The following is a 26,831-nucleotide window of genomic DNA, read 5'->3' as shown; positions in this document are numbered from 1 at the left end:
AGATTTTTCTTTCTACAATGAATTTAAGGAGGACAATCCAAATGGAGTATCGCATCGAACACGATTCCCTCGGTGAGGTCAAAGTGCCCGCAGACAAGTATTGGGCGGCGCAAACGGAGCGCAGCTTCGAGAACTTCCCCATCGGCATTGAGAAGATGCCCGCCGAGATCATCCACGCGTTCGGCATTCTAAAGAAATCCGCCGCCATCGCAAACAACAAGCTCGGCAAGCTCGACGACAAACGTCTCGATGCCATCAAAGCGGCGTGCGACGAGATCATCGCCGGCAAACTCGCGGAGCACTTCCCCCTCGCCGTCTGGCAGACGGGCAGCGGCACGCAGTCGAACATGAACGTCAACGAGGTCATCGCGAACCGCGGGAACGAGATTGCGGGAGAGAAGATCCTGCACCCGAACGATCACTCCAATATGTCGCAGAGCTCGAACGACACGTTCCCAACGGCGATGCACATTGCAGCGGTCATCGCCATTGAGGACGGGCTCTTCCCGAGCATCGACCTCCTCGCCGATACCTTCCGCCGCCTGATGAAGGAGAACGAAGGTATCGTCAAGACGGGACGCACGCACCTGCAGGATGCCGTTCCCATCTCGTTTGCACAGGAGATCAGCGGCTGGCTCGCGATGCTTGAGCAGTCGAAGAAGCAGCTGCAGGCATCGCTCCCCTTCCTCCACGAGCTCGCACTTGGCGGTACCGCCGTTGGCACGGGGCTCAACACGCCCAAGGGCTTCGATGTCGCCGTTGCACAGGCAGCGAGCGAGCTGACGGGCAAGAACTTCGTCACTGCACCGAACAAGTTCCACGCACTCACGAGCAAGGATGCCGTTGTCTTTGCACATGGCGGTCTCAAGGGGCTCGCCGCAAACATGATGAAGATCGCGAACGACATCCGCTGGCTCGCCGCAGGGCCGCGCTGCGGTCTCGGCGAGATCACAATCCCCGCGAACGAGCCGGGCAGCTCCATCATGCCGGGCAAGGTCAACCCGACTCAGTGCGAGTCCGTCACGATGGTCGCCGTACAGGTCATGGGCAACGACGCCACCATCGGCATTGCCGCGTCACAGGGCAACTTCGAGTTGAACGTGTTCATGCCCGTCATGATCTACGACTTCCTCCAGTCCGCACGTCTCCTCACCGACTCCATCAAGTCGTTCAACGACCGCTGCGTCACGGGCATCACGGCGAACCGCGAGAAGATGCACGAGAACCTCCACCGCTCGCTCATGCTTGTCACGGCGCTCAATCCCTACATCGGCTACGAGAACGCCGCAAAGACCGCACACAAGGCATTCGACGAGAACATCAGTCTCAAGGAGGCATGTGTCGCCCTTGGCTTCCTCACCGCCGAAAAATTCGACGAGGTCTTCCACCCCGAAGAGATGGTGTAAGATTTACGTTTCCTCACTCAAAAAGACCTGCTGCAAAAAAGCGGCAGGTCTTTTTGAGTATTTCCTAAACTGCTAAAAAATCCGGATTGAGCACACGCAGGGTCTTGCGGTCGTAGTCGATGATCCCCTCGTCGCGCAGATGGCTCATCTCGCGGCTGAGCGCGCTGCGCTCCACGCCGAGATAGCGCGCGAGCTGCGTCTGGTTCAGCTCACGCAGTCCTTCTCCGCCCTCGCTCGAAATGGCTTGGAGATAGACACTGAGCTTTGCGCGGATGCTCTTCTGCCCCATGATGCGGATCTTGTGCTGATAGAATATGCCCTTCTGCGAGATCCTGCGCAGCATATTCAGCGTGAACCGCCAGAGATGCGGGTCACTGCATGAAGAACGCTCGTAGAGCTGTCGGAACTGCAGACGCAGGATCAGCGTATCACTGAGTGCCTTGACGAACATACGGCTCGCCGCAAGATTCGCCCCCTCCATCGTCTCGCCGAAACTCTTGCCCGCTTCGAATATATTCATGTCGATCTGGTCGGCGTTCTCGTTGAGGAACGACACCTCGATTGCCCCCGTGAGGATGATGCCCGTCACAATCGGCGCACGCCCCATGCGCATGATGTCTGTGCCTGCCGCATAACGCTTCAGCTCGCCACCGAGCGCATTCAGAAGTTCCGGCAGAGCTTCCGCAGGGATTCCCTCGAACAGATCGTGCTGCAGCAGGAGTTCTGTATGCGGTGCCAGTATTTCACGCGTCAGCATAGTCCACTCCTTTCCATGACAGAGAATAATTCTCTATCATTATAGGAGGAATCCACGAATTTGTAAATGAGACGCACATTTTTTCCCACAATCTTTCTCTTCATTGTCAAAAATGCTATAATGGCAGCAGTCATACAACGTTCAACAGAAATGGAGCATACCATGCAGAACACATCATATCAAAATCTCATCATCGGCTTTGGCAAGGCGGGCAAGACACTCGCAGGCTTCCTCGCAAAGAGAGGCGAGACGGTCGCCCTCGTCGAGCGGTCAAAGGAGCGTTACGGCGGCACCTGCATCAACGTCGCCTGCATCCCGTCGAAGTCGCTGGAGTACAGTGCGCGGCTCTCGGCAGCGGCGGGCGGCGACTTCGCGGCAAAGGCGGCGCGTTATCGTGCGGCGATTGCAGAGAAACGCCGCCTCACAGCGATGCTGCGCGAAAAGAACTACGCCAAGGTGACGGGCACGGGTGCTGTCGTCATTGACGGAGAAGCATCCTTTGTCGATGCGCATACCGTACGCATTGTCGGCGCAGACGGAGAGCAGACCATCACAGCAGACCGCATCTTCATCAATACGGGTGCACTGCCCTTCGTCCCGCCGATCGAGGGTGCGGCAGAGAGCACGCACGTCTACACAAGCGAGACGATGATGGAGCTGGACGAGCTGCCCGAGAAGCTCGTCATCATCGGCGGCGGCTACATTGGGCTTGAGTTCGCATCGTACTACGCGAACTTCGGCTCGTCCGTCGCCGTCGTGCAGGACGGCGACGCCTTCATCCCGCGGGAAGACACGGAGATCGCCGCACGCGTCCTGCAGCATACAAATGATCGAGGCATCCATATTCTGATGGGGGCGAAGGTACAGCGCATCGAGGACAATGCCGGCGGTGCGAACGTTGTCGTGCAGACGGCGGACGGAGAGAAGACGCTCGCGGCGAACGCCATCCTCATTGCAACGGGTCGCCGCCCGAACATCGAAGGGCTGAATCTTGCGGCGGCGGGCGTTGCTGTGACGGAGCGTGGAGCGGTCGCTGTTGACGAGCACCTGCGCACGAACGTACCGCACATATGGGCGATGGGCGATGTCGCGGGCGGTCTGCAGTTTACCTACATCTCCCTCGACGATTTCCGCATTGTAAAGGATCAGCTTGCGGGCAGCGGAACACGCACAACGGCAAATCGCGGAGCCGTCCCCTACTCCGTCTTCCTCGACCCACCCCTCTCACGCGTCGGCATGACGGAGGCACAGGCGGAGGCGGCAGGCTTTGACGTACGCATCCTCCGCCTTGAGGTCGCCGCCATCCCGAAGGCACAGGTCTACAAGAAGCCCGTCGGCATTCTCAAAGCAGTCGTTGATGCAAAGACGGACACGATCCTCGGTGCTCATTTCTTCTGCCCCGAGTCGCAGGAGATGATCAACCTCATGAAAATGGCAATCGAGCACGGCATCACTGCCGCCGTGCTCGGCTCTGCCATCTACACCCACCCGACCATGACCGAGGCACTGAACGATCTGTTCAGCTAAAAAGGAGACGACGATGACATTCGCGCACAAAGCCACGCGGTACTGCCTCGCCGTCCTGTTCGCCCCACTGCTCTTTCTCGGTGCGGAAGCTGGGGCGGCACCCATACAGTCGCCAAGAATTCCCCCGTCCGAGCACACCGAAATTCGGCAGCTGACAATGGAGTTCCGCCACCCCGTCGCGGACGGTGCACGCGCGGAGACCGTGACGAATCCCGCCTACAACATCCTCATCGCCTATGCGGACGGACGCAGCCTCTATATCACCTCGGAAGGACAGACGCTGAACGAACATGAGACGGGTGTCGAGGATGCCCTCCTCACATGGGCAGACGAGGCATTTGCCACAGGCGGGAAACAGATGCCATGAGCATATGGGGTGGATATATCGGTGACATCGCCCTTTTCCTTGGGCTTGCCGTCCTTCCGCGCCGTGCTTTTGGAGGGACATCCGCCCCCGATGGCCGGGTATAAGAAAAGACCTCCGGCGAAATGAATCCATATAACAAGCGGGAGATATTGCCACTACGACAATATCTCCCGCTTGTTTTCTATCATGCCTCTCTGCGATCGAACGGTACCTGTCCGAGCTGCAGATCGGGGTTGTTCTCGCGAATCCAGCCGAGCGCCCACTCGTTGCTCACGAGGAGAACGGGGTTGCCCTTCCTGTCATGGACGAACATACCGCGATCCGCACCGCGCAGATCGGCGGGCTTGATCGTGCGCCCGTCGGGGAACGCCAGCCAGCGTGCCGTCTCGAACGGCTGCATCTGCATGGTGATCTCCGTGTTGTACTCGTTCTTCAGACGGTACTCAAGCACCTCAAACTGAAGTGTACCGACCGTGCCGACGATGTAGCTGTCAAGCCCCGCACCGACCTGCTCAAAGAGCTGAATCGCGCCCTCCTGCGTCAGCTGTTCGATGCCCTTGACGAACTGCTTGCGCTTCATCGTGTCCTTTGCCGCAACACGCGCAAAGCGCTCGGGTGGGAACACGGGGAAGTCCTCGAACTTGAACTTGTGCGCGGGGTCGCAGAGCGTATCCCCGATGCCGAATACGCCGGGGTCGAACAGCCCCACGATGTCGCCGGGATATGCCGTGTCGATGATCTGGCGATCCTGTGCAAGGAACTGCTGCGGCTGGGCGAGCTTGATGAGCTTGCCCGAGGGCGCGTGCCAGACGCTCATGTTGCGGTCGAACTTGCCCGACGAGATGCGGATAAACGCAAGGCGGTCGCGGTGCGCGGGGTTCATATTTGCCTGGATCTTGAACACGAAACCGGAGAATTGCTCATCGTCCGGTTCGATCATGCCCGCCGAGGACATACGCGGCGCGGGTGTCGGTGCGAGCCTGATGTACTCCTCAAGGAAGTTCTGCACGCCGAAGTTCGTCATCGCCGAGCCAAAGAACATGGGCGTGAGTTCGCCCGCATCCACCGCTGCACGGTCGAACTCCTCGCCCGCGTCGCGCAGTAACTCAATGTCGTCAAAGAGTGCGGCGGCAGCCTCCTCTCCGACGCGCTCCTTCCACGCGGGATCATCCATCTCGAACACCTCGGAGACACGCGTCTCCTGTCCGTGCGTCACATCCTCGGCAAAGAGCTCAATGCGGTTCTTCTCGCGGTCATACACGCCGCGATAGGTGCCGTCCGTGCCAATCGGCCAGTTCATCGGATAGGAGCGGATGCCGAGAACATTTTCGAGCTCATCCATCAGATCGAGTGGAGCCTTGCCAAAGCGGTCGAGCTTGTTGACAAAGGTGAAGATGGGGATGCCGCGCTGACGGCAGACGCGAAAGAGTTTGCGCGTCTGCGCCTCGACCCCCTTCGCCGCGTCGATAATCATGACGGCACTGTCCACCGCCATCAGCGTTCGATAGGTGTCCTCGCTAAAGTCCTGATGCCCAGGGGTATCGAGGATATTGATGCGATAGCCGTCGTAGTCGAACTGCAGGACGGAGGACGTGACGGAGATGCCGCGCTGCTTCTCGATCTCCATCCAGTCGGATACGGCGTGACGCTGTGTCTTGCGCGACTTGATCGAGCCGGCGAGGTGGATCGCCCCGCCGTAGAGCAGCAATTTCTCGGTCAGCGTCGTCTTACCCGCATCCGGATGTGAGATGATGGCAAATGTGCGCCGTTTTGCGATTTCGCGCGCGAGTTCTTCTTTCAATTCTGCCATAGTCTCCCCTATTTCAACGTCAATGATACGGGGCAGTGGTCGCTCCCGAATACATCCGCATGGATCTCTGCCGCCGCGATGCGATCCTTCAGCTCCTCCGAGACGAGGAAATAGTCGATGCGCCATCCCGCGTTCGTCTCACGCGCATGGCGCAGGTACGACCACCACGTATACGCACCTGTCTTGTCAGGGTACAGGGCACGGAAGGTATCGACGAATCCCGCAGCAAGGAGCTCCGTGAATTTGCCGCGCTCCTCGTCCGTAAAGCCCGCATTGCGCCGGTTGCTCTTCGGGTTCTTGAGGTCAATCTCCGTGTGTGCGACATTGAGGTCGCCGCATAGGGCGACGGGTTTTTTCGCACGCAGGTCAAGCAGGAACGCACGAAAGGCATCCTCCCAGACCATGCGGTAGTCGAGCCGTGCGAGCGCGTTCTTCGAGTTCGGCGTGTAGACGGTGACGAGATAGAGATCCTCGTACTCCATCGTAATGACGCGGCCCTCGTGATCGTGCACCTCGATTCCGATCCCATACGTCACCGAGAGCGGCTTTATGCGCGTGAAGATCGCCGTGCCGGAGTAGCCCTTTTTCTCCGCACTGTAAAAATACTGCTCATAGCCGGGCAGATCGAGGATCGCCTGTCCCTCCTGCATCTTCGTCTCCTGCAGACAGAAGGCATCGGCATCCAGAGCCTTGAAGGACTCCATAAAATCCTTCTTGAGAGCAGCACGCAGTCCATTGACGTTCCATGATACAAAACGCATATCGTTCCTCCGTCAGAGCGTCTTATACTGTGAAATCGGCCAGAATACAAGGAGCGCCTTGCCCTTGATGAGATCGTACGGCACAAAGCCGACGTCGGCAAAGCGGCTGTCCTCGGAGTTGTTGCGGTTGTCCCCCATGACGAAGATGCGCCCCTCGGGGACGGTCGACTTCGGATACTCGCTGCGCGTCTTTTCGAGGATGTAGTCCTCCGTGAGCAGCCGGTCGTTGACGAGCACGCGCCCCTCGCGGATCTCGATCGTATCGCCGGGGGTCGCGATCACACGCTTGATGAAGTCGCGGCTCGGGTCGCGCGGATACTGAAAGACGAGGACTTCGCCCTTCTCCGGTGGACGGAAGCGGTAGATGAATTTATTGACGACGAGACGCTCCTCCGACTCGAGCGTCGGGCGCATCGACGGTCCGTCGACGACATAGAGCTCCACGATAAAGGTACGGATGAACATCGCAAGCGCGACAGCGACAACAATGGATACGATCCAATCCTTGATCTCCGATGCAGTTGATGTTTCCTGTTCCATAAAAGCCTCCTCTCATACGGCGAATACAGCAAAAATAGGGACTGCCGCAGCAGTCCCTATCCATCGTACAGTTAACGCTTTTCCCGAATACGAGCCGCCTTGCCCGTGAGTCCGCGCAGATAGTAGAGCTTCGCACGGCGGACGATACCGCGGCGCGTCACCTCGATCTTTGCGATACGCGGGGAGTGCACGGGGAAGAGACGCTCAACACCGACCCCCGATGCAATGCGGCGCACGGTGAATGTCTCACGGACACCCGCGCCCTGACGCGCGATGACAACGCCCTCGAACACCTGAATGCGCTCGCGCGTGCCCTCGACAATGCGCGCATGGACGCGAACCGTGTCGCCCGGCGCAAACTTCGGGATGTCGGAGCGGAGCTGCTCCTTCTCAAGGATCTCGATGATATTCATATGTTTTCCTCCTTTGTTCGGACGTTCATAGTCGGCTCATGCCGCCCAGCGGACCATCCACACACATACCCAGTGACTATAGCACAAGATGCGCCGTCGTGCAAGAAAAATTTTTCATCAGCGTGTGTGCGTTCCCGGTCTGCCGCTCTCCTGCTGCGCTGCGCCCTCTTTTTGCTGCGCCTTTGGGCGCGTACGACGCGGCGGCATATGTGCCTTCCAATCCGGCTCGCAGGTGATCTGATTGCGTCCGTTCTCCTTCGACTGGTAGAGTGCCGTATCCGCACGCTTGACCATGTGGTCTGCCGTGTCCTCGGATGTGCCGTACCAGACAGCCACACCGCCGCTGCACGTTACCTGATCCGACGGATGGATGCGCGTCTCGGAGACCGCCTCACGGATCGTATTTGCAAACGCCGTCGCCTCCGTCCCGTCATAGTGGAGACAGAGCAGGATGAACTCCTCGCCGCCCCAACGGATGAGGATGTGGCGGCGGTCGAGGAATCCGCTGATCGTCTGCGCAAAGCCCACAAGCACCACGTCGCCGACATCGTGTCCGTAGGTGTCATTGATCTTCTTGAAATGATCGATGTCGAACATGATGAGCGCAAACGGCTCCTTGATCTCGAGCGAGATCCGCATAAAATCACGCGTCGCCGCCGGGAATTTGTTGCGGTTGAACGCGCCTGTAAGAGGGTCAACCTCCATCTTTTTCGTCACAATACTGACCTCGTTTTCGAGACTCGCAGAGAGGTCGGCGAGATAGTGTTCGTACGCCGCACGTTCCAAAATCAGTTGGACAATGAACAAACTGATCGTATAGATGCCAAAAGGGAAAAAATAAATATGCCACGCAAATACACGATACTGAAGCGACAATTCATCGATCACAGCAAGGACGGAGAGCGTTCCAAACGCGATGAGAAGAGGACGGCAGTACTTGTTTCCGTCCTGGTGGCAGTTCCACAGCCAGAAGCCCGTCATGAGACCGCAAACCACAAGCGCAGGACAGAAGAAGAAGCCCATGAGATAAAGACCGTTATGACCGAGGAACTCGAGCACTGCAGCGATGCCAAAGATGAGCACATAAACGACGGTGACGCACAAAACCTTTCTTTTGTAATCGTCGTCAATGATGCGGTAGATCAGAAGATTCGCTGCAACGGGAATAAGATAAGAGGAGACGAGTTCCAAGTTCCACAAAAAAACAGGCCAGTCTGCCCAGAGAAGCACAAGGCTCGAGGAACTGATCATCCAGACAAAGAGCACAAGGAGCAGAACAATCAGGCATAGGTACACATCCCTGCGTTCCTTCTCCGTAAAGAAGTAGACACCGAGCAGCATGATGAAGATCACGAGTGCCGTAATGCCGCTCACGTAGGGGAGATCATAGAGAAAGATATCCTCGATCAAAGGGGCGACCCGATCCAGTCGGATGCGGTCGAACTGCCCAAGCACCCAGATGTTGTCGGAGTGTACCTGTATATAGAGCTGACGACCGATCGCCCATGCGGGCAGGTCGATGAGATGCCACTTGCGCCCGTAGGAGGAGCCGTAGCGATTGGGATTGAAATCGCCATAGCGGTAAATGGACACGCCATCCAGAAAGATCTGAATCGCTTGATCAACCGTGGAAAAAAAGAGACTCTCATCGACATCGGTATCCGGCGGAATATAGACACGCACCCAGATATAGTGCGTTCCCTCGGGAGCCGCGACGCCAAACTGCGGGTTGAACCGCCGCCAACGGCCCTCCTCCTTCGGAAATGCAGGAACTGTACGCGCGGCTTTTTCATCTGCAGAAGGCGCAGAGGGCTGCCAGTACTCCCACACAAGCGACGAGGTCTCAGCCGAGGCCGCATGTCCCGTGCACAGGAGCAAGACAAATAGAAATATCTGCAATAACCTACACAATCGCTGCTTCATCCGCCGATCACCTCCTTACTTTTATTCGTTGTGAAATGAAGTAAACTTAAATAGACCTAGGAAGAAAGTCCCGATAATATTTTGCGTACGATCTCCTCCGGCACGTCACTGTGTACGCAGACGCGTCCGATCTCCTCCGCGAGCACCCAATGAATGCGACCGCCAACGGTTTTTTTATCATGAAAAAGATCGTCGTACATCGCATCTGCCGTCACGTTCTCAGCAGAAAGAGGCAGCCCCATTGCACGGATCAACCCGATCATGCGAGCCGCGTCCTCCTCCGCGAGAAGCCCCATCTGTACACTGATATCTGCCGCACCGACCATACCGATCGCCACAGCCTCACCATGACGATAGCGCACATAGCCCGTCTCCTTCTCAATCGCGTGTGCGATCGTATGGCCGAAGTTCAGGATGCGGCGCAGCCCGCCCTCGCGCTCATCCTGCCGCACGACATCCGCCTTGATCGCACAGGAACGCGCAATCATATGCGCCGCCGCAGCCGGTTCGAGAGCGAGCACGTCCGCGCAGTGCCCCTCGAGCCACGCAAAGAAGTCTGCGTCGTAGATGATGCCGTACTTGATGATCTCCCCGAGCCCCGTCGCAATCTCCCGCGCGGGCAGCGTTCGGAGCAGGTCCAGATCCATAAAGACGGCATCGGGCTGGTAGAACGCACCGATGAGGTTCTTGCCGTGCGGATGATTGACGGCGACCTTGCCGCCGACGCTTGAGTCCACCTGCGCGAGCAGGCTCGTCGGCATCTGGATGAAGGGCACGCCGCGCATATAGGTCGCCGCGACAAAGCCCGCGAGGTCGCCGACCACGCCGCCGCCGAGTGCAATGATCGGAGACTTCCGATCGAGTCCCAGCTCGATTGCACGCGTGAAAAGCTCGTTCGCCTGCATGAGACTCTTCGACGACTCGCCCGCAGGAATCGTGACGATCTCCGCACGAACACCCGCGCGGGCGACGAGCTCCGCAGCAGCATCGGCGCAGAGCGGAGCAACATTCGCATCCGTGACAATCATGCCCTGTGCAGAATATCCTGCCTGAGATATGAACGAAACAATTTCGTCACCGATGCCGCTGCCGATTACGATCGGATAGCTGCGTGCTCCGAGTTCGACGATTACCTTACGCATATCATTTTCTCCAAATCCGCGTCGCCTGCACGATGTACTCCGCCACCTCGAGCGGGGCGCGCCCGCTCGTATCAACCGTAATGTCCGCTGTCTCGTAGAGCGGTCTGCGCTCCTCAAGCAGACGCGCCACTGCCGCACGGCGATCCCCCGCATCGGCGCGGTCAAGAACAGGACGTTTGCCACGTGCCGCCGTGCGCTGGAGAATGGTGTCCACATCGGCGGTCAGTGCCACGAGGACGCCGTTTTCGCGCAGCAGTGCCACATTCTCCGCATCCTTGACCGTACCGCCGCCCGTCGCAATGACGAGGTTTGTACGTCCTGCCGCGTCGCGTACGGCTTCCTTTTCGCGTGCACGAAAATACGGTTCGCCGTGCTGTTCAAACATCGCAGGAATGGTCATACCGCATTGCGCCTCGATCTTCTTATCGAGATCGTGAAAGGCACAGCCGAGTCGCGCGGCGAGCAGACGGCCGACGCTCGTCTTGCCTGTCCCCATAAAGCCGATCAATACGACGTTCTTCATAGCCTCTGCCATCGGCTTTCCAGCCGCGTACGATAGGCGGCAAGAGAGGCATGGAGGTCGGTCATGGAGTCTGCATGGAACTGCGTGCAGATCGCATCTGCAAGTGCGAAGGCGACCATCGCCTCGCCGACGACGGAGGCGGCGGGCACGGCACAGGCATCGCTGCGCTCCTTGCTCGCCGAGACCTCCGCGCCCGTTGCAAGATCGACCGTCTTCAGCGGGGTCATCAGCGTTGGGATGGGCTTCATCGCCGCACGCACGATGAGCGGTTCTCCGTTCGTCATGCCGCCCTCAAGCCCGCCCGCACGGTTTGTCCTGCGATAGGGACGACCATCTGCGCCCCGATAGAGTTCATCGTGAATCTCGCTGCCGGGCAGATGCGCACACGCAAAGCCCGCACCGATCTCCACCCCCTTGATTGCCTGAATGGACATCAGTGCTCCTGCGAGTTTTCCATCGAGACGCGCGTCCCACTGCGTATGCGTCCCAAGTCCGACGGGCAGTCCGCGCACGACAATCTCAAACACGCCGCCGAGCGTGTCGCCCGCCGCCTGTGCCTCGTCGATGCGGGCTTTCATCTGTAGTTCTGCCGCAGAATCGCAGCAGTTCAGATCCTCACTGTTCGTCGCGCCGATATCTTCGTCACGGATTGCCGCACGGTCAACCGTCACGCCGCCGATCTCCGTCACATGGGAGACGACAGTCACACCGACGGCGGCGAGTAGCTGACGGCAGACCGCACCGACGGCAACGCGCATCGTCGTCTCGCGTGCACTCGACCGCTCAAGGACATCACGCGCATCATGGCGGTCATATTTGAGCACACCTGCAAGATCGGCATGCCCCGGACGAACGGCGGTCACCCGCGCCCCCGACGGCACACCGAAGGGATCCATACGCTCCGTCCAATTTGCAAAGTCTCGATTCACCACTTGCAGGGTGATCGGTGCGCCCAGTGTCTCGCCAAAGCGCAGTCCCGAGAGAACCACGACGCGATCCGTCTCGATCTTCATACGTCCGCCGCGTCCATACCCCTGCTGACGGCGTGCCAGCTGTGCATTAATCTCCGCACGCGAAATACGCAGCCCCGCCGGCATCCCGTCCAGAATCGCCGTCAGTGCCGCGCCGTGCGACTCCCCCGCCGTGAGAAAACGCAGCTGTCCCATCCAAATTCCTCCCCGCAGAACATTTACGAAAGTGTCCCTGATCGCCCCATCATAAAAACAAATTTGATACAACGACATTTTTTCCTGCAAAACACATACGATTTCTTCGTTATTTCGCGAACTTAGGCAATGCTGTGTCACGCATGTCCCCCAAGGCGTCTTAGTCATGACCTGCCCGCTCTGTGTGCGCCGCTATTTTGAGCTGAAGCACGCAGTGCAGTTCATCGCCCTCGCACGTCAGGGAGAAGTCACCGAACGCGATGCCGCGCGGCAGCTCCTGCACGGCATGAAGGAAGGACAGCACATCAAAATACCGTCCGCGAAAACGAAACTCCATCGGATGTACAAAAATGCCCGCACGCGTATCGTTTTCGCGTGGAGAAATCCCCTCGATCGTCACGCTGCTCCTCTGTGCAAGACCTTCCACGGCGCGAATAAACGCCCCCTGCCCGTGCTCCTCGGGCAGCGCATCTGCGACACGCGCCTGACGCGCCCCCAGCTTTTCCAACGCCCGCGTATCATCCAGCAGGAGACGCTGATAGGCATCCACACGTGTGCACGTGGTCTCCGCCGCAGCCCGCTCGGCAAGCGCAGCCGCACGGTATGCGTCAAAATACGGTGCAAGCACAAGCATATAGATGAGGAGGAGGGCAAGTGCCCAGATCAGCGCGAGCTCGATGCGCTGCCGCTCGGAAAATCGTTCCATCACCGCCTCCTACCATTGACTGCGCAGAGCAAAGCGGATCTGCTCCGATGTGCCGTCCACTGTCTTCTCCTGCTCCGCATATTCAAGCGTCATCTGTGCGGAGAAAAAAGTCCCCTCTTCCAGTGCAGCGATCAGTGCCGAAAGTGCCGCATAGTCCGACGCCACTCCCTCGATGCGAACATTCTGTGCGTCTGCATGAATCCCCGTAAGACGAACGCCGTCCACCGCCGCAGTGCCGAGATGCACGAGCAGTGCGCGGACGGGCAGCGACTCGCTCAAAAACGCAGACAAAAGACGCTCGCGCTCGGCAAGGTCGGTGCGCAGTGCGGAGAACTCCTCCATGCGCACACGCTCCGAGGCGCGGAGTGTAAGCTCCTCCACGGCTTGATCGCGCACCGTTCGCTCCGCCAGATAGGCAGCAGCATCCGCCGCAACGCATCCAAGAAAGACCGCCGTCGCAAGTACGGCGATCAACGTTGCTGCATGTGCACGCACGCGTCCAAGAAGCGGCCTCTCGCCCGTCCAATACAGATGCACAGGCGTATCCGCACGCAGGAGCAGCCCCGCATAGATCGCAGGCAGGAGGTCATCCGTCTCCGCCGCACTCTCCCACGGCATACGCGGCTCGCGTGCCGTCTCGACCGCATCCGCCAGCGCACCACCGTTCGGCGGGCAGACGGTCATCCGATGGAGCCCCAGTCCCGCTGCAGCAAACGCGGAGAAGTACATCCGAATGCGTTCCGCATCCACCCATGCCGTCCAGTACCGCTGCGACACCGTGCCCACAAGAGGCGTGCCGCAGAGACAGATGTCCCGCTCCGCATCCGCCGTGCCCTCTGCGTGCAGTGACCAGAGGAGTGCCTCGCGCAGCTCCTCGCCCGCGAGCAGGACAGGCAGCTCCCGCTCTGTGATTTCTGCTTCCTCGTAGGGGAGCGCAAGCCCGAGCGGCAGTTTCTCCCATCCCGCACGCACGAGTTCCGCACGGGCGCAGGAGGCAAGCACCTTCGGCTCTGAGAGGTCTCTGTCCTCCGCCTCCACGATCCGCGACTCTGTGACCGTCCACATCGCCGACGCATCGTCCGATGTGCACAGGTGAGCGAGCACCATACGCTCTGCTGAAGAGGAGAGACCTACAGCCTCACGCACAGCCCACGGCAGTCTAAAACCAACGCCGCCAGACATAGCGATCCCCCTTCTTTTCCATCCGCGCACGGACAATCTTTGCCCGCAGCCACCCCTCACCGTCCGTAATGCGGGGCTCCCCCACATCCACAGCAGCCGCGACCACATGGATTGCTCCCGCGTGTGCCTCCTCGCGCGGCGTTTCGATAAAGACGCGCAACTCGATCTGCGCTGCCATCGGTACCGTCCCCACATCCACCTCCCTGTGCTCGTCCTTGGCAGGCGGCGCACCGTAGACATCCGCCGCTGCCTCAAGTGCCGCAGCAGCCGTCTCCACACCGCTCTCGGCGGCAAGACGCAGCTGCATCTCACGCTCGTACTCGGAGACAATCCCCGCACCGCCGCGCATGAACTGCGCCGCCGCAAGCGCGAGGAGGAGAAGTGCCGTCAGTACACAGAGCCCGATGGCAGAGACCGTGCCGCGCTCATTGTTACGTACCACCCATATCCTCCCGCAGATAGACGCTCGTCGTCAGCGTATATGTGCGCCCCGTCACCATACTGCGCCCCGCCATCTCGATGTGATAGAGACGCGGCGCGTGCGCGTCCGGCTGCACGGAAAATGACGTGATGTGCACCCCCGCATCCGAAAATGCCCCCGTGATCGGAAAGGACGCATCATTGAATACAATTCGACCGTCGCTGAGCCAGTAGCGATCCTTCGCCTCCTGATGCGAGAGCAGCTGGCGCATCTCATAGACGCCGCGCTGACGCTCGCGAACGCGCTCGGAGAGCAGCGCCGACTCCACAATACGCGCAGCGGCAATCTGCATCTCCTGCCGCAGCTCCGCATCGGCAATCTCCTGCCGATAACAGCGGAAGCCCCACACGACCGCAAAGGCGAGAAAGGTCAGGAGAAGTGCAAGAATCGGTAGACTGACGGCGAGCTCCGTCAGCACAAAACCGTCTTCGCCACCGCGCCGGCTATGGAATTGCCCGCGTATGCTGCCGCATCCTCCGCACATAGTCCACCGTCTCCTCGCGTCCAAACACCTGCCACGAAAGCCGCAGCTGCACATCGTAAAAATCCCCCGTCCGCGTGACCACTGTTTCGATCCGATAGGTGCGGTCATTCGCGTGCATCTCCGCCGTGCCGCTGTGCGGCGGTGTCCCCTGATCCAGTGCCGCCTCGCACTGCGAGAACTGTGCGCGGGCAAGGAGAGCCGCCTCCATCCGCGCAGCGGCGTGCTCCTGAACGAGTGCCGTCCGCGTGAAAATGCCAATGGCAGCAGCGGCGGCGAGCACAATGAAGGTGAGCAGAATTGCCTCAAGGAGCACCCAGCCCGCCGCATCACTCCGCATCGTACGCATTTTCCGCTCCCCGCTGCAGACGGATGCGTGCGCCGCAATCAATCACAACGTGCAGAGCATCCTCCTCATAGCCCTCGGCGTAGATCCGTATCGTCATATTTTTGCTCCAGTTCTCCGCAATTTCTCCGTTGCGATGGAACACCACGAGCGTATTGTTCATCGTCATCTGCTCAAAATGAACGAGCGGCAGCGGCGTGTGGACGCGCACATCATCGCCAAACGGACGGCGCAGCACATAGCCGTCGGAACGGATGCGAAGACGCGGCACACGCTCCCATGACGCACGTCCCTCAAGGACGTAGAGCGGCATTGCCGTCATGCGGCTGATCGCCTGTACGCGCCGGAGCTCTCCGATGAGGTGCATCGCCTCGTACTCCACCGCCGCGTGCGCGTAAAAGGACAGAGCCGCAGGAACTGCCGCCGCAAGCAGCGCACTGACGATGGCAAGCGCAATGAGCACATGCAGCAGAGCCATGCCCCGCACATCCAAGCACCGCATCAGACCAGCCCCCAATAGAGCCGCCAGAGTTCTGCCCCCGCAACATAGCCGACATAGCCGCCAACCGCGAGGAAAGGACCGAACGGAATCCCGTCGCGCCGCCCTTTGCGCCGCGTGATGAGGAGCACCGCCGCCGCGATGCCACCGAGCAGAAAGGCGATCCAGACGGCGACGATTGCAGCCTCCCAGCCGAGCCACAGCCCGAGCCCGGCGGCGAGTTTCACGTCACCGCCGCCCAGCCCGCCGCGTGCGGCGATATACAGGCAATAAAATAAGACGCCGCAAAGCGTCCCACCAATTACCGCATTTGCCACAGGCATAAGAGCACCCGTCAGAGAAAAGAGGAATCCCACTGCCGCAAAGGGGAGGGTAATCACATCGTAGAGCAGACCGTCCCGCACATCGAGATAGGAGAGCCAGAGAAGCACCGCCGCAAAGCCCGCACCGCACAGGCTGCGCATCTGCATGCCGCCCGTGAAAAGAATGCCGCTCACGAGGAGCAGCCACAGGGGCAAGAGCAGCAGCAATGTCCGGCGTGCCGGAAAAAGACCGTGCGTCTCCTCCTGCATACTCACTGCCCCCTACTTCTTCGCGTGAAAATCCTCCGCCGTCTTCCCGTCACACGTCGCACGGCAGACATTGTTCTTATTCTCGATCTGATACGTTTTGCCTTCCATGGATATATCCTCATCGCCGACGCGCACATTGCCCGAGGGCGGCTTGAGATTTTTGAGATCCGTCACATACTCCGCCAGATCATCCAGACTTTTGGGATTCTGCCCCTTCGCCGTCTGGTAGAGCACAATCGCCGTGTCAAGCGCCGTGAGATCCGCCTGCACCTTCACCGTATTCGCCGCCCCGATCGCCGCCTGAAAACGCGGTACGGCAATCGACAGAATCACCGCGAGGATCATCACGGCGAGCAGCGTCGAGAGCAGCGAGAAACCGCGCTGTCCGCACGACGCAGTCCGTTCTTTACTTGAAGTCGACAAACTCATCAATGCGTGCACCGCCCTTCGCCATCGGCTCTACGAAACTGCGCCACACATCCATCACGATGACACGCGGGTGCGCGCCATCATCGAGCGCGTTCCTCAGTGCCGCCGCAAACTCCTCCTGCGTCGAAACACGCACTGCCTTGATGCCGAAACTCTCCACATATTTCACATAGTCCATCTCGTGATCGAGCTCACAGGCGATGTAACGCTCGTCATAGAGCACCTTCTGCAGCTGGCGGATCATGCCGAGCCCGCGATTGTTCACGAGGATCGAGAGCACGGGAAGGTTCAGCCGCGCAATCGTATAGAACTCGTTTCCCGTCATCTTGATGCCGCCGTCGCCCGCGATGTGGATCACGCGGCGGGTATCCCCCCATGCGAGCTGTGCGCCCATCGCAGCGGGCAGACCGTAGCCCATCGTGCCGAGACCGCCCGAGGTCAGCCATGTCCGCGGCTCCTCCACCCGCAGATGGAGTGCCGCCCACATCTGATGCTGCCCCACATCGGTTGCGTAGGCGTATGCCTTGCCGCACGTATTCTGCATGACCTGGTTCAGTGCCCACGGCACGGTCAGCCGCCCAACGTGGTAGTCGTAGTCGTGTTCCTCCTGCCACGCACGGATCTGCTCCCACCAAGGGGAGAGCTCCCCCTTCGGTGCCTGACGCATGAGCAGCTTCAGGATCGTCCGCATATCGCCCGCGAGCCCGAGACTGCTGCCGACATTCTTATCGATCTCTGCGGGATCGATGTCGATGTGGATGAATTTGCGGTTCGCTGTGTACTTGCTGAGATTGCCCGTCTGACGGTCGGCAAATCGGCTGCCAATTGCGATGACGAGATCTGCCGCACCGATGGCATGGTTTGCCGCCTTTTCCCCGTGCATCCCGGCAAAGCCGAGCATCTGCGGATGTGTGCTCGGCACCGCTCCCATGCCCATGAGCGTATGCACAACGGGCAGGTGATATTTTTCGATGAACGCCGTGACCTCTGCGGACGTTCCCGCCGAGATCACACCGCCGCCCACGATCACGAGCGGACGCTCGGCAGCTGCGATCTCCGCAGCAGCCTCCGCCGCACAGATCATGAAGTCCGCATCCGGCTTGCCCGGTGTACGCACCTCGGGCTTCTCTGCCGTATAGGCAACCTCCTCGAAGAAGAGATTACGCGGCACGTCAATGAGCACGGGTCCTTGACGTCCCGTGCGAGCGAGTGCGAATGCCTCCCGTATCGTCGGGACAAGATCCGCCGCATTTTTCACTTTGTAGTTGTGCTTCGTCACAGGCATCGTCACATCGAGGATGTCCGTCTCCTGGAAAGCATCGCGCCCGAGCATGGCGATGTCCACCTGCCCCGTGATCGCAACCATCGGAATCGAGTCCATGTACGCCGTCGCAAGCCCCGTGACGAGATTCGTCGCACCAGGCCCCGACGTTGCGATACAGACACCGACGCGCCCCGTCGCACGCGCATATCCATCTGCCGCATGGGCGGCATTCTGCTCGTGCGTCACGAGAATCTGCCGGATGTCGTCCTGACCGTAGAGCGCATCATAAAGCGGCAGGATCATCCCGCCCGGGTAGCCAAACAGAGTATCCACGCCCTGCTCACGCAGACACGCCAAAACTGCCTCCGCACCTCTCATACGCGCACTCCTCAAAACACACGAAACAATGATAAAGGAAGCACTGATAAATTCAGCCACGCCATCTTGACGCATCTTTTTTGCCCGCACTGTGCCCTCGATCCTCCACATAGCTTTGGCTATGCGTCCGGTTTGCCTCCTTGTTCGGACGAAAAAATCTACGCCAATCTGACGGACTTCATTTTATCAGCGATTCCTAAAATATTATAGCATACGCAAGACAACTATAGCAAGCTGTGCATTTTCCCGATCTCTCGAATTTTTTCAACCGACATCTCCGACACGCGTGCAATCATGTCGAGCGGAAGTTTTTCCTTCAGCATATTGAGAACCGCAGAGATCCGCCCCTGTTCAAGCCCCTGCTCAAGCCCTTGCTCAAGACCATCCTCAAATACGGCTTCACGAAACAGCTTCTCATTCCACTCAAACCCGACCATATTCATCACCTCACGTTCATGTGCTTTCAAAAAATCTTTCATCACATCATGCGCTATACAGTATTGAATTGCTTCACGAATTGCATTTTCCCGTGCCATTCCCTGTCGAATATTTTCCTTCACACGCCATACCAAGAAGGCATAGTCATGAAGGGCGCGGCTTTGATGCAGGAGCATCTTTGCCTTATCGTAGGCAACATTGTGAAAATGAACCACAAGCTCCAGATTAACGCCATCACCCGCCTCGACATACGAATCCGAGAGTTTCATCTCATACGCTTCGGGCTCATTGCCCTCTCCCGTATAAAACACGTGAAACTCCGGCACCGGCAGCCGAATTTTCTTTTTTGCGTAGAGTTCCTTGGGCGCAATGTCCTTCCGAAACTGCTCGCAGACATAATACAAGCAGCGCAGTGGCATATTTCCATTCGGCGTACTCTGATGCTCCAAAAACACAAGATAACGGTCCGCCAACACGAACGAAACATCATTCTTGACCTGCGAGAGAAATGTTCCTTCGAGCGTGACAATCTCAAGCGGCTCTTCCACCGCATACACACATCCGTGCAACGCACCCGCAAGTTCCCTCAAGCGCTCCTCGTTGTTAAAATACATACGGAACACCGAGTCCTGATACTGCCGCCCTCCTACCGCACTCATCGGATCACCTGCCTCAAAACATTGCTTTTTATTATTATACCACATCTTTACAGACAGGCCAAAAGAAACATTCCCACAAAATATTTTCGCTGCTATCCTGCTTCTCAAAATCATCTCTTTACACTCCCGCTCCATCTACGGTATAATTATCGTATATTATTTTATAGATTCCGCAGTTCATCACGCACAGGTATTTTTGTTTGTACTGCCCAAAGGGGAGGGCGCGTACAGGGGATGACTGCGGAGGGAAAGGGGTATAGAGAAACATGAAGGATGAAATCTTTAGTGTGCTCCAACGCGTCGGACGCAGCTTCATGCTGCCGGTCGCGATCCTGCCGATCGCCGGCATCCTGCTCGGCATCGGCGCGTCGTTCACGAACCCGACGACGATTGAGACGTACGGGCTCGGCGGCATCCTCGGCACGGGCACGGCACTGCACTCGCTGCTCACGATTATGGCGAGTGCGGGCAGCACGATCTTCGGCAATCTGCCGATCATCTTTGCCGTCGGTGTTGCCATCGGCATGGCAAAGGCGGAGAAGGAGGTCGCAGCACTCTCGGCGATGATCGCGTTCTTCGTCATGCACACCGCCTGCAACGCCATGCTGAAGCTCGGGGGTCAGATCCTGCCGGACGGCTCGATCGCACCGACGGTGCTCGAAGGAACGATTGCCGCATCGTGCGGCATCATGTCGTTCCAGATGGGCGTGTTCGGCGGCATCATCGTCGGCATCGGCGTTGCATGGCTGCACAACAAGTATCACAAAATCGTTCTGCCGAATGCACTCTCCTTTTTCGGCGGTTCGCGCTTCGTCCCCATCATCTCGACGATAGTCTTTCTCTTCGTCGGCATCGCGATGTACTTCCTCTGGCCGCTCGCCCAGCAGGGCATCTTCGCCCTCGGCGGACTTGTCACAGGCACGGGCTACATCGGTACGCTGATCTTCGGTATTATCAAGCGTGCGCTCATCCCCTTCGGGCTGCACCACGTCTTCTACCTGCCGTTCTGGCAGACGGGCGTCGGCGGCTCCATGATGATCGACGGTCAGCTCATCCAGGGCGGTCAGAACATCTTCTTTGCGCAGCTCGCCTCGCCGAACGTCGCGCATTTCAGCGCGGATGCAACGCGTTATTTCTCCGGCGAATTCATCTTTATGATCTTCGGTCTGCCGGGCGCGGCACTCGCCATGTACCACTGTGCTCGTCCCGAAAAGAAGAAGGTCGCGGGCGGTCTTCTCCTCTCGGCGGCACTCACCTGTATGCTCACGGGCATTACAGAGCCGATCGAATTCTCGTTCCTCTTCGTAGCACCCGCTCTCTTTGCGGTACAGGTCGCACTCGCGGGCGCGGCATACATGATCGCACACATGCTGGGCATTGCCGTGGGTCTCACGTTCTCGGGCGGACTCCTCGACTTCTTCATCTTCGGTATTTTGCAGGGGGAGGCAAAGACGAGTTGGATGTACGTCATCCCCGTCGGCGTGATCTACTTCTTCCTCTACTACTTCATCTTCCGTTGGATGATTCAACACTTTGGCTTTAAGACGCCGGGGCGTGAGGACGACGACGAGGAGACAAAGCTCTATACAAAGGCGGACTACAAGGCACGCGAGGGCGCAGGTGGATTCGATCGCGAGGGAGGCTTTGACGCAAAGAGTGCGGCGATTGCACGCGGGCTTGGCAGCAAACGCAACATCACGTCGGTCGACTGCTGCGCGACGCGTCTGCGCTGCTCGGTTGCGGACTCCTCGCTCGTGAATGAAAAGCTGCTCAAGGCGACGGGCGCGGTCGGCGTCATTGTCAAGGGCACGGGCGTACAGGTCATCTATGGGCCGCAGGTTGCCGTCATCAAATCGAACCTCGAAACCTATCTTGAGACAGCACCCGAGGTCGAGCCGGAGGACGAAGCACCTGCCGCAGCCCCCGTCGAGGAGCATCCCGCCGCAGAAGCATCGCCGGCGGCTTCCACAAGCGAAAAGCGCACGCTCTGCACCCCTGTCACGGGCACGGTACATCCGATCACAGAGGCACCCGATGAGGCATTTGCGAGTAAGATGATGGGCGACGGCTTCTTCATCTACCCAAGCAAAGGCGAGGTCGTTGCACCCGACGACGGCGAAGTGGTCTTTGTCTTTGATACGAAGCACGCCATCGGTATGAAGAGCGCAGACGGCACGGAGTATCTCCTGCACATCGGCGTAGATACGGTTGCACTTGGCGGGCAGGGCTTTGAGGTCTTCGTCGAGTCGGGACAGCAGGTGAAGAAGGGCGACAAGCTCATGGCGTTCGACATCGACTACATTCGTGAACATGCAAAATCCGATGCTTGCCTTGTGATCTTCACCGGACTGCCCGAGGGGACATCCATCGAGATGACCGCTGCGGGCGAGGTCACGGCGCTCGATCCCGTCGCAAAGGTCTGATATCCGAGGAGGTACGGAGCACACAGCCCCTCAAAGGGGCGTAGATAGCTCGTCCGAACAAGGAGGTTTTGCCGACAAAGAAAAACAACAGCACAACGGTCCGCCGATGGGCGGTGTGTGCATTGCATAATGATGAGAAACCGCTCGCATCGGGCGGTTTTTGATTGGCTCCCCCTTGCTGACACATACCGAAAAAGAGGAAGGATTGCTGTATTCCTTAAAATTACATTGACAACAGATGCGTAAAACAGTATATTAAGGACGATAGTACTAAAAGAAGACACGGATACAATGACGTCTGTCGAATTGGTGTAGATTGTTGTCCGCCGAAGTGCGGGCAAAAAAGATGCGTCAAGATGATAGGGCTGAATTTATCCGTGCTTCCCTAAAATTTGATCGGTAAAACGGAATGGTATGAAGGGGGAACTCTCATGTTTCACGGAATGAAGAACAGACGGCAGTTGTCACTCCTCATTGCGCTTGCATTGTCCGCGGGGGGGGGGGGGGGGCAGGTGCTTTCTGGTTACGCACACGCGGCAGATGTGACGGGACAAGAGGTGTCCTATCGTAACGGGGACACTTTGCCCATAGGTCCGCTTGTAGGCGGAGAGATCAGCATGGGTGGCTCGGATCGCGGGGACGTACATGATAATACGCTGACGGTTGAGGGGCTGGATATCCATGGGCGCAATGTGTACGGCGGAATTACGCAGGCGATCGCCGGCGATGCCACGGGCAACAAAGTCATTCTGATAAACATGCCGGACTTTAGCGGTTCCCTTACTGTAATTGGCGGCTGGTCGACAAACGGCAAGGCGACGGGGAACACCGTTACCCTGAGCGGGTCAGCAGGGCCGACGGGCTATGGAATGCACGGCTATGCAGCTATACTCGGTGGATACAGCGGCAAGTCGGGAGCAACGGCGGCAGACCATACGCAGGGCAATACGCTGAAGGTGACGGCAAAGAACAGCGCGGCGAAAACCATTGCTCACTTTGAGAAGATGAAGTTCGTCCTCGGGAGCGGCATCGACTCCGGGGATACGATGCTTTCTATACGGGACAGTGGGCAGGCTTTTGACTGGGGAAATATCAGCGTCGACAACGCCGCCGCATGGATGTCCGGCGCACGCGGCACCAAGAGGGTGACGCTGTACACAGGGCCTAGCATACAGCTCAGCAACTATAATGCCGCTGCAGGGACGACCGCCGGGGATTTTGAGTATGGGATACGCTCCAATACAACGACACCTGCAGCGAGCACGGTTACAGCGAGCCAGATCTATTTCGAAGGAAACCAATTTAAGAATGCAAAGATAACATACAACAACAAGACACCAAGTGCGGATGATGAGAGCAAGGGGGTCTATCATACACTGCCCGCGACGACGGCAGCGTATTCGGGTGCGATCTATGCGGGAACATCGACGCTCGGCAATACAACGACCGGCAACGTGTTGACAGTGGAGGGGCTGGATATTAGTGGACGTAGTTTGTACGGCGGATACAACCAGGTCGTCGGCGATGCCACGGGCAACGAAGTCATTCTGAAAAACATACCGATGGTTTCCTCTTCTTTCTACGTATACGGTAGCTGGGCGACAAGAGGCAATGCGACGGGGAACACCATCACATTGAGCGGGACGGATGCCAGTCTGGCCTCCTATGCAAATCTATACGGTGGAGCCACCCAGGGGTTGGTGAACAACTACAGGGAGGGAAACACCCTGCAGGTGACGGCGAAGAACAGCGCGATATTTCGCGCTTCGTGGTTTGAGAAGATGAAGTTCGTCCTCGGGAGCGACATCGACTCCGGGGATACGATGCTTTCTATACGCGGCCATAATGTGAGTTTTGACTGGAAGAACATTACGGTTAGTGGCCTGCCCGCGTGGGTGAATAAGCTCAAGGAAAGTGGCGTCAATAATCCGACGGTAACGCTCTATAGGGGAGTGGCAATCCCGATTAGAAACTACCGCCCCGCTTTGATCGGTACGGTCGATGATTATGAGTTTGGCAAGAGGGCAAATACCACCGGAACGGGGACGGTTGGCGTTTCCGTGCTCACCCTCGACGGCAACCGTTTTCAGAATGCAACGGAGACCCCGACGGCGAGCGCGACGGATGTGCATGCGGGGATCTCGATCTATGGGAATACGACGAATCATAATACACTGAACCTCCAAAAGAACGGTACGACACCGCTCAACTTCACCAATGCACGCGCGGGCTATACCAAGGCGTTGAACGGCGGCGCAGAGAGTAACACGCTGAACCTCCTCGCCGGCGGCTCGGTGACGAACGGCTATGCGGGCTATACGGAGGGCAAGAATCTGCTCGTGGATCCGACGGACGAGGACGATCCGACGGCGGTCGACACCACCAAGCACGCCGACGTGAAGAGCAACACGGTCAACATCAAGGGCGGTACGCTGAATGCGGGCGGCAAGATCTACGGTGGGTATATCGCCGTAAATCCGTCCCTTACTGCGCCGAACAATGTCTCGGCGGGCAATGCCACGGGCAACACCATCAACATCGAAAACGGAACATTCGGCGGCAGTACCGAAATCTACGGCGGCTATACGAACGGCACGGGCAAGGCGACGGGCAACACCGTCAACCTCGGCAAGAGTGACGGCACGTTTAATGCGCCCACACTCAACAACGTCTTTCTCTACGGCGGCAAGAGTGTTTCTACGGGCGATGTCATGACGGACAACACGCTGAACGTCAACACGCAGAACATCACGGTGCGCGGCGTTACGAACTTCGGCAAGACCGTGTTCAACCTCAACAGCACCACCGTTGTCAACCATCCGACACCGAATACCCTTCTCACCATCAGCGGCGGTCCCACCACAGGGCTTGACTGGGCGGGGGTCGAAGTGAACCCCGGCGGCACTGCCTTCACGCCGAGCACGTACAACGCGCGTCTCTTTACGGCGATGCACAACGGCTCCGGCATCACATTCAGCAACTATGCACCGTATGGAGCCAAGGAAAAGATCGTCGGGGATCAAGAATACAGCATCGACACGGCGAACCATACGGCGAGCGCACCGGATGTCTACATCAACGGCTATCAGTTCCGCAATCACACGGCGACATACAGCGAGGCGACCGCTCATCCCGACGCATGGGCAGGGCGCACGGCGAGCGGACAGACCGTCACGAACAACCAGCTGACCTTCACAGGGAATGCAACGAACGCCTACGGCGGACTCGTCGAGAACAAGAAACACAACAGCGACGGCACGTATCAGACGGCGGGTTCTGCGACAAAGAACACGCTCGATGTCACGGGCGGCACACTTGCCAATGCCTACGGCGCAAAAGTCACGGCAAAGAACGGCAGCGCCGATGCGAACAACGTCCATATCGGGAGCACTGTCACGGGCTCCGTCTACGGCGCGGAACTCACGGGGACGGGCATCGGTGACGCGACCAAGAGCACCGTCAAGATCACTGCCGGAACGGTCGGCGGCGATGTCTACGGCGGCAAGGTCGCAGGAACAGGCGCAGCGACGGGGCATACCATCAACCTGTATGGCGGAGCTGTCACAGGCAGCGTCTACGGCGGACACACCGCATCGGGGGCGACCATGGGCAACACCGTCAATCTCGGCAGCGGCACCACAAACAGTGTCACCACCGTTACGGGTACCATCTACGGCGGCAATCAGACGGCGGACACCGATAACGTTCTGAACGTCAACACCAACGCGACGGCGGGCAACATCGCCAATTTCGGCATGGTGAAGTTCAATTTCAACAGCACATTCAACCAGGCGAATCCCATGCTGAAGCTTGTCGGCGGTGCTGTGACCAACCTCGACTGGAACAAATTTATCCACACAGGGGATGCACCGAGCGGACAGTCCGTGCTGATGGAGAACAACAGCAACATCATCCTCAGCAACTATCGCGGTGCGAAGGAAATCTCCTCGAACGGAACGCATGAGTACACCATCGATACCGACACAAATGCAGCAACGGCAAAGCAGATCCTCTACGGCGGCTACCAGTTCAAGGATGCCAATACCACACCGACGACCGGCGATACGGGCAAGGATGTCTGGGCGGGACGCTCCGTCATCGGCAATACCACGACCAAGAACACCCTCACGATCAACGGCACGAACCATCGGGATGCCTACGGCGGCTGGACGGCGGGGACGGGCACGACCGCTGCGGCAAAGAACGACAGCACCGTCAACACCGTCAACCTCAAAGCGGGCTCCGTACGCAGCATCTACGGCGGTTTTACCTCCGTACAAAGCGGAAACGCAACGGGCAACAAGGTAAATATCGCGGGCGGCAGTGTCACCGGAACGGTACACGGCGGTTCTCTTTCCCATGCCGCCGCGACGGGCAATGCCACGGGCAATACCGTCACCATCACCGGCGGCACGATGGGCGATGTCTACGGCGGCTTTACGGCAGGGACGGGAGCTACTACGGGCAACACCGTCAACCTTGGCAGTGAAGCAGATGCCGTTGCTTCGAGCACCACAATCGGCACCATCTACGGCGGCAACAAGGCGACCGCAACGGACAACACGCTCAACGTCTACGACACAGTCACGGCGGGCAACATCAAAAACTTTGACCAGGTGAACTTCAAGTCGACGAGCC

General features: G+C 58.5%; 24 protein-coding genes. 5 read left to right on the top strand and 19 right to left on the bottom strand.

Translation table 11 applies throughout. The features are described 5' to 3' along the window. The first annotated feature begins 41 nt into the window (after positions 1 to 41). Positions 42 to 1,406, top strand: a complete 1,365-nt coding sequence (gene fumC, locus ACO6BQ_RS02300) for a class II fumarate hydratase (RefSeq protein WP_489119321.1) — start codon at positions 42 to 44, stop codon at positions 1,404 to 1,406. Positions 1,407 to 1,470: 64 nt separating this feature from the next. Here fumC and ACO6BQ_RS02295 read toward each other — a convergent pair whose 3' ends face one another. After that, positions 1,471 to 2,163: a Crp/Fnr family transcriptional regulator gene (locus tag ACO6BQ_RS02295; protein ID WP_489119320.1), complete on the bottom strand. Its 693-nt coding sequence runs from the start codon at positions 2,161 to 2,163 to the stop codon at positions 1,471 to 1,473. Positions 2,164 to 2,325: 162 nt separating this feature from the next. Between ACO6BQ_RS02295 and ACO6BQ_RS02290 the strand changes: the two genes are divergently transcribed. Further along, entirely contained in the window at positions 2,326 to 3,690 is a 1,365-nt protein-coding gene (locus tag ACO6BQ_RS02290) for an FAD-dependent oxidoreductase (RefSeq protein ID WP_489119319.1), read from the top strand. Between the two features lie 13 nt (positions 3,691 to 3,703). Then, positions 3,704 to 4,057, top strand: a complete 354-nt coding sequence (locus ACO6BQ_RS02285) for a hypothetical protein (protein ID WP_489119318.1) — start codon at positions 3,704 to 3,706, stop codon at positions 4,055 to 4,057. A gap of 184 nt (positions 4,058 to 4,241) precedes the next feature. On the opposite strand, the gene ACO6BQ_RS02280 is transcribed toward ACO6BQ_RS02285, so the two are convergent. From ACO6BQ_RS02280 to ACO6BQ_RS02195, 18 genes are all read right to left on the bottom strand, one after another. Next, positions 4,242 to 5,867, bottom strand: a complete 1,626-nt coding sequence (locus tag ACO6BQ_RS02280) for a peptide chain release factor 3 (protein ID WP_489119317.1) — start codon at positions 5,865 to 5,867, stop codon at positions 4,242 to 4,244. Positions 5,868 to 5,875: 8 nt separating this feature from the next. Then, a complete protein-coding gene (locus ACO6BQ_RS02275) occupies positions 5,876 to 6,628 on the bottom strand; it encodes an exodeoxyribonuclease III (RefSeq protein WP_489119316.1) in 753 nt (250 codons plus the stop codon). Between the two features lie 12 nt (positions 6,629 to 6,640). Next, entirely contained in the window at positions 6,641 to 7,168 is a 528-nt protein-coding gene (gene lepB / locus ACO6BQ_RS02270; RefSeq protein WP_489119315.1) for a signal peptidase I, read from the bottom strand. Between the two features lie 71 nt (positions 7,169 to 7,239). Next, complete coding sequence (gene rplS / locus ACO6BQ_RS02265) at positions 7,240 to 7,581, bottom strand: 50S ribosomal protein L19 (protein WP_485654935.1); 342 nt, start codon at positions 7,579 to 7,581, stop codon at positions 7,240 to 7,242. A 117-nt stretch (positions 7,582 to 7,698) separates the two neighbouring features. Continuing rightward, the gene (locus ACO6BQ_RS02260; protein WP_489119314.1) at positions 7,699 to 9,504 is read right to left on the bottom strand and encodes a GGDEF domain-containing protein; all 1,806 of its coding nucleotides are present in this window, start codon (positions 9,502 to 9,504) and stop codon (positions 7,699 to 7,701) included. A 56-nt stretch (positions 9,505 to 9,560) separates the two neighbouring features. After that, positions 9,561 to 10,646 carry a 3-dehydroquinate synthase gene (gene aroB, locus ACO6BQ_RS02255; RefSeq protein WP_489119313.1) on the bottom strand — a complete coding sequence of 362 codons (1,086 nt, stop codon included), beginning with the start codon at positions 10,644 to 10,646 and terminating at the stop codon, positions 9,561 to 9,563. A gap of 1 nt (position 10,647) precedes the next feature. After that, on the bottom strand, positions 10,648 to 11,169 hold the full coding sequence (locus ACO6BQ_RS02250) for a shikimate kinase (protein ID WP_489119342.1): 522 nt from the start codon (positions 11,167 to 11,169) through the stop codon (positions 10,648 to 10,650). Then, a complete protein-coding gene (gene aroC, locus ACO6BQ_RS02245; RefSeq protein WP_489119312.1) occupies positions 11,166 to 12,335 on the bottom strand; it encodes a chorismate synthase in 1,170 nt (389 codons plus the stop codon). Before aroC ends, ACO6BQ_RS02250 begins: the two co-directional genes overlap by 4 nt. A gap of 160 nt (positions 12,336 to 12,495) precedes the next feature. Further along, the gene (gene pilO / locus ACO6BQ_RS02240; protein WP_489119311.1) at positions 12,496 to 13,041 is read right to left on the bottom strand and encodes a type 4a pilus biogenesis protein PilO; all 546 of its coding nucleotides are present in this window, start codon (positions 13,039 to 13,041) and stop codon (positions 12,496 to 12,498) included. A gap of 9 nt (positions 13,042 to 13,050) precedes the next feature. Next, positions 13,051 to 14,223 (bottom strand): PilN domain-containing protein, encoded by a 1,173-nt coding sequence (locus ACO6BQ_RS02235; RefSeq protein ID WP_489119310.1) that lies wholly within the window; start codon positions 14,221 to 14,223, stop codon positions 13,051 to 13,053. Next, positions 14,201 to 14,665 (bottom strand): hypothetical protein, encoded by a 465-nt coding sequence (locus ACO6BQ_RS02230; protein WP_489119309.1) that lies wholly within the window; start codon positions 14,663 to 14,665, stop codon positions 14,201 to 14,203. Before ACO6BQ_RS02230 ends, ACO6BQ_RS02235 begins: the two co-directional genes overlap by 23 nt. Beyond that, positions 14,655 to 15,188 (bottom strand): prepilin-type cleavage/methylation protein, encoded by a 534-nt coding sequence (locus ACO6BQ_RS02225; protein WP_489119308.1) that lies wholly within the window; start codon positions 15,186 to 15,188, stop codon positions 14,655 to 14,657. Before ACO6BQ_RS02225 ends, ACO6BQ_RS02230 begins: the two co-directional genes overlap by 11 nt. Further along, the gene (locus ACO6BQ_RS02220; RefSeq protein WP_489119307.1) at positions 15,148 to 15,534 is read right to left on the bottom strand and encodes a type II secretion system protein; all 387 of its coding nucleotides are present in this window, start codon (positions 15,532 to 15,534) and stop codon (positions 15,148 to 15,150) included. The genes ACO6BQ_RS02225 and ACO6BQ_RS02220 overlap by 41 nt, the downstream gene beginning before the upstream one ends. Continuing rightward, positions 15,515 to 16,033 carry a prepilin-type cleavage/methylation domain-containing protein gene (locus ACO6BQ_RS02215; RefSeq protein WP_489119306.1) on the bottom strand — a complete coding sequence of 173 codons (519 nt, stop codon included), beginning with the start codon at positions 16,031 to 16,033 and terminating at the stop codon, positions 15,515 to 15,517. Before ACO6BQ_RS02215 ends, ACO6BQ_RS02220 begins: the two co-directional genes overlap by 20 nt. Next, positions 16,033 to 16,602 carry a prepilin peptidase gene (locus tag ACO6BQ_RS02210; protein WP_489119305.1) on the bottom strand — a complete coding sequence of 190 codons (570 nt, stop codon included), beginning with the start codon at positions 16,600 to 16,602 and terminating at the stop codon, positions 16,033 to 16,035. The genes ACO6BQ_RS02215 and ACO6BQ_RS02210 overlap by 1 nt, the downstream gene beginning before the upstream one ends. A gap of 12 nt (positions 16,603 to 16,614) precedes the next feature. Then, entirely contained in the window at positions 16,615 to 17,031 is a 417-nt protein-coding gene (locus ACO6BQ_RS02205) for a competence type IV pilus major pilin ComGC (protein ID WP_489119304.1), read from the bottom strand. Then, positions 17,009 to 18,673 (bottom strand): biosynthetic-type acetolactate synthase large subunit, encoded by a 1,665-nt coding sequence (gene ilvB / locus ACO6BQ_RS02200; protein ID WP_489119303.1) that lies wholly within the window; start codon positions 18,671 to 18,673, stop codon positions 17,009 to 17,011. The genes ACO6BQ_RS02205 and ilvB overlap by 23 nt, the downstream gene beginning before the upstream one ends. A gap of 224 nt (positions 18,674 to 18,897) precedes the next feature. Then, the gene (locus ACO6BQ_RS02195; protein WP_489119302.1) at positions 18,898 to 19,770 is read right to left on the bottom strand and encodes an RpnC/YadD family protein; all 873 of its coding nucleotides are present in this window, start codon (positions 19,768 to 19,770) and stop codon (positions 18,898 to 18,900) included. A 266-nt stretch (positions 19,771 to 20,036) separates the two neighbouring features. Between ACO6BQ_RS02195 and ACO6BQ_RS02190 the strand changes: the two genes are divergently transcribed. Together ACO6BQ_RS02190 and ACO6BQ_RS02185 are read left to right on the top strand one after the other, a co-directional pair. Continuing rightward, a complete protein-coding gene (locus ACO6BQ_RS02190) occupies positions 20,037 to 22,193 on the top strand; it encodes a PTS sugar transporter subunit IIABC (RefSeq protein WP_489119297.1) in 2,157 nt (718 codons plus the stop codon). 431 nt (positions 22,194 to 22,624) lie between these two features. Beyond that, on the top strand, positions 22,625 to 26,831 hold a 4,207-nt coding region (locus tag ACO6BQ_RS02185; protein WP_489119294.1), incomplete at its 3' end, for a beta strand repeat-containing protein.

The organism is Centipeda sp. (in: firmicutes), from assembly GCF_057271695.1.
The sequence above is the reverse complement of the archived record's forward strand: the minus strand, read 5'-3'. Positions and strand labels throughout refer to the sequence as shown.

Excerpts from the sequence above, each read along its gene's own strand:
- fumC (WP_489119321.1), top strand. The coding sequence starts at position 42 with ATGGAGTATCGCATCGAACACGATTCCCTCGGTGAGGTCAAAGTGCCC.
- ACO6BQ_RS02295 (WP_489119320.1), bottom strand. The coding sequence starts at position 2,163 with ATGCTGACGCGTGAAATACTGGCACCGCATACAGAACTCCTGCTGCAG.
- ACO6BQ_RS02290 (WP_489119319.1), top strand. The coding sequence starts at position 2,326 with ATGCAGAACACATCATATCAAAATCTCATCATCGGCTTTGGCAAGGCG.
- ACO6BQ_RS02285 (WP_489119318.1), top strand. The coding sequence starts at position 3,704 with ATGACATTCGCGCACAAAGCCACGCGGTACTGCCTCGCCGTCCTGTTC.
- ACO6BQ_RS02280 (WP_489119317.1), bottom strand. The coding sequence starts at position 5,867 with ATGGCAGAATTGAAAGAAGAACTCGCGCGCGAAATCGCAAAACGGCGC.
- ACO6BQ_RS02275 (WP_489119316.1), bottom strand. The coding sequence starts at position 6,628 with ATGCGTTTTGTATCATGGAACGTCAATGGACTGCGTGCTGCTCTCAAG.
- lepB (WP_489119315.1), bottom strand. The coding sequence starts at position 7,168 with ATGGAACAGGAAACATCAACTGCATCGGAGATCAAGGATTGGATCGTA.
- rplS (WP_485654935.1), bottom strand. The coding sequence starts at position 7,581 with ATGAATATCATCGAGATCCTTGAGAAGGAGCAGCTCCGCTCCGACATC.
- ACO6BQ_RS02260 (WP_489119314.1), bottom strand. The coding sequence starts at position 9,504 with ATGAAGCAGCGATTGTGTAGGTTATTGCAGATATTTCTATTTGTCTTG.
- aroB (WP_489119313.1), bottom strand. The coding sequence starts at position 10,646 with ATGCGTAAGGTAATCGTCGAACTCGGAGCACGCAGCTATCCGATCGTA.
- ACO6BQ_RS02250 (WP_489119342.1), bottom strand. The coding sequence starts at position 11,169 with ATGAAGAACGTCGTATTGATCGGCTTTATGGGGACAGGCAAGACGAGC.
- aroC (WP_489119312.1), bottom strand. The coding sequence starts at position 12,335 with ATGGGACAGCTGCGTTTTCTCACGGCGGGGGAGTCGCACGGCGCGGCA.
- pilO (WP_489119311.1), bottom strand. The coding sequence starts at position 13,041 with ATGGAACGATTTTCCGAGCGGCAGCGCATCGAGCTCGCGCTGATCTGG.
- ACO6BQ_RS02235 (WP_489119310.1), bottom strand. The coding sequence starts at position 14,223 with ATGTCTGGCGGCGTTGGTTTTAGACTGCCGTGGGCTGTGCGTGAGGCT.
- ACO6BQ_RS02225 (WP_489119308.1), bottom strand. The coding sequence starts at position 15,188 with ATGTGCGGAGGATGCGGCAGCATACGCGGGCAATTCCATAGCCGGCGC.
- ACO6BQ_RS02220 (WP_489119307.1), bottom strand. The coding sequence starts at position 15,534 with ATGCGTACGATGCGGAGTGATGCGGCGGGCTGGGTGCTCCTTGAGGCA.
- ACO6BQ_RS02215 (WP_489119306.1), bottom strand. The coding sequence starts at position 16,033 with ATGCGGTGCTTGGATGTGCGGGGCATGGCTCTGCTGCATGTGCTCATT.
- ACO6BQ_RS02210 (WP_489119305.1), bottom strand. The coding sequence starts at position 16,602 with ATGCAGGAGGAGACGCACGGTCTTTTTCCGGCACGCCGGACATTGCTG.
- ACO6BQ_RS02205 (WP_489119304.1), bottom strand. The coding sequence starts at position 17,031 with ATGAGTTTGTCGACTTCAAGTAAAGAACGGACTGCGTCGTGCGGACAG.
- ilvB (WP_489119303.1), bottom strand. The coding sequence starts at position 18,673 with ATGAGAGGTGCGGAGGCAGTTTTGGCGTGTCTGCGTGAGCAGGGCGTG.
- ACO6BQ_RS02195 (WP_489119302.1), bottom strand. The coding sequence starts at position 19,770 with ATGAGTGCGGTAGGAGGGCGGCAGTATCAGGACTCGGTGTTCCGTATG.
- ACO6BQ_RS02190 (WP_489119297.1), top strand. The coding sequence starts at position 20,037 with ATGAAGGATGAAATCTTTAGTGTGCTCCAACGCGTCGGACGCAGCTTC.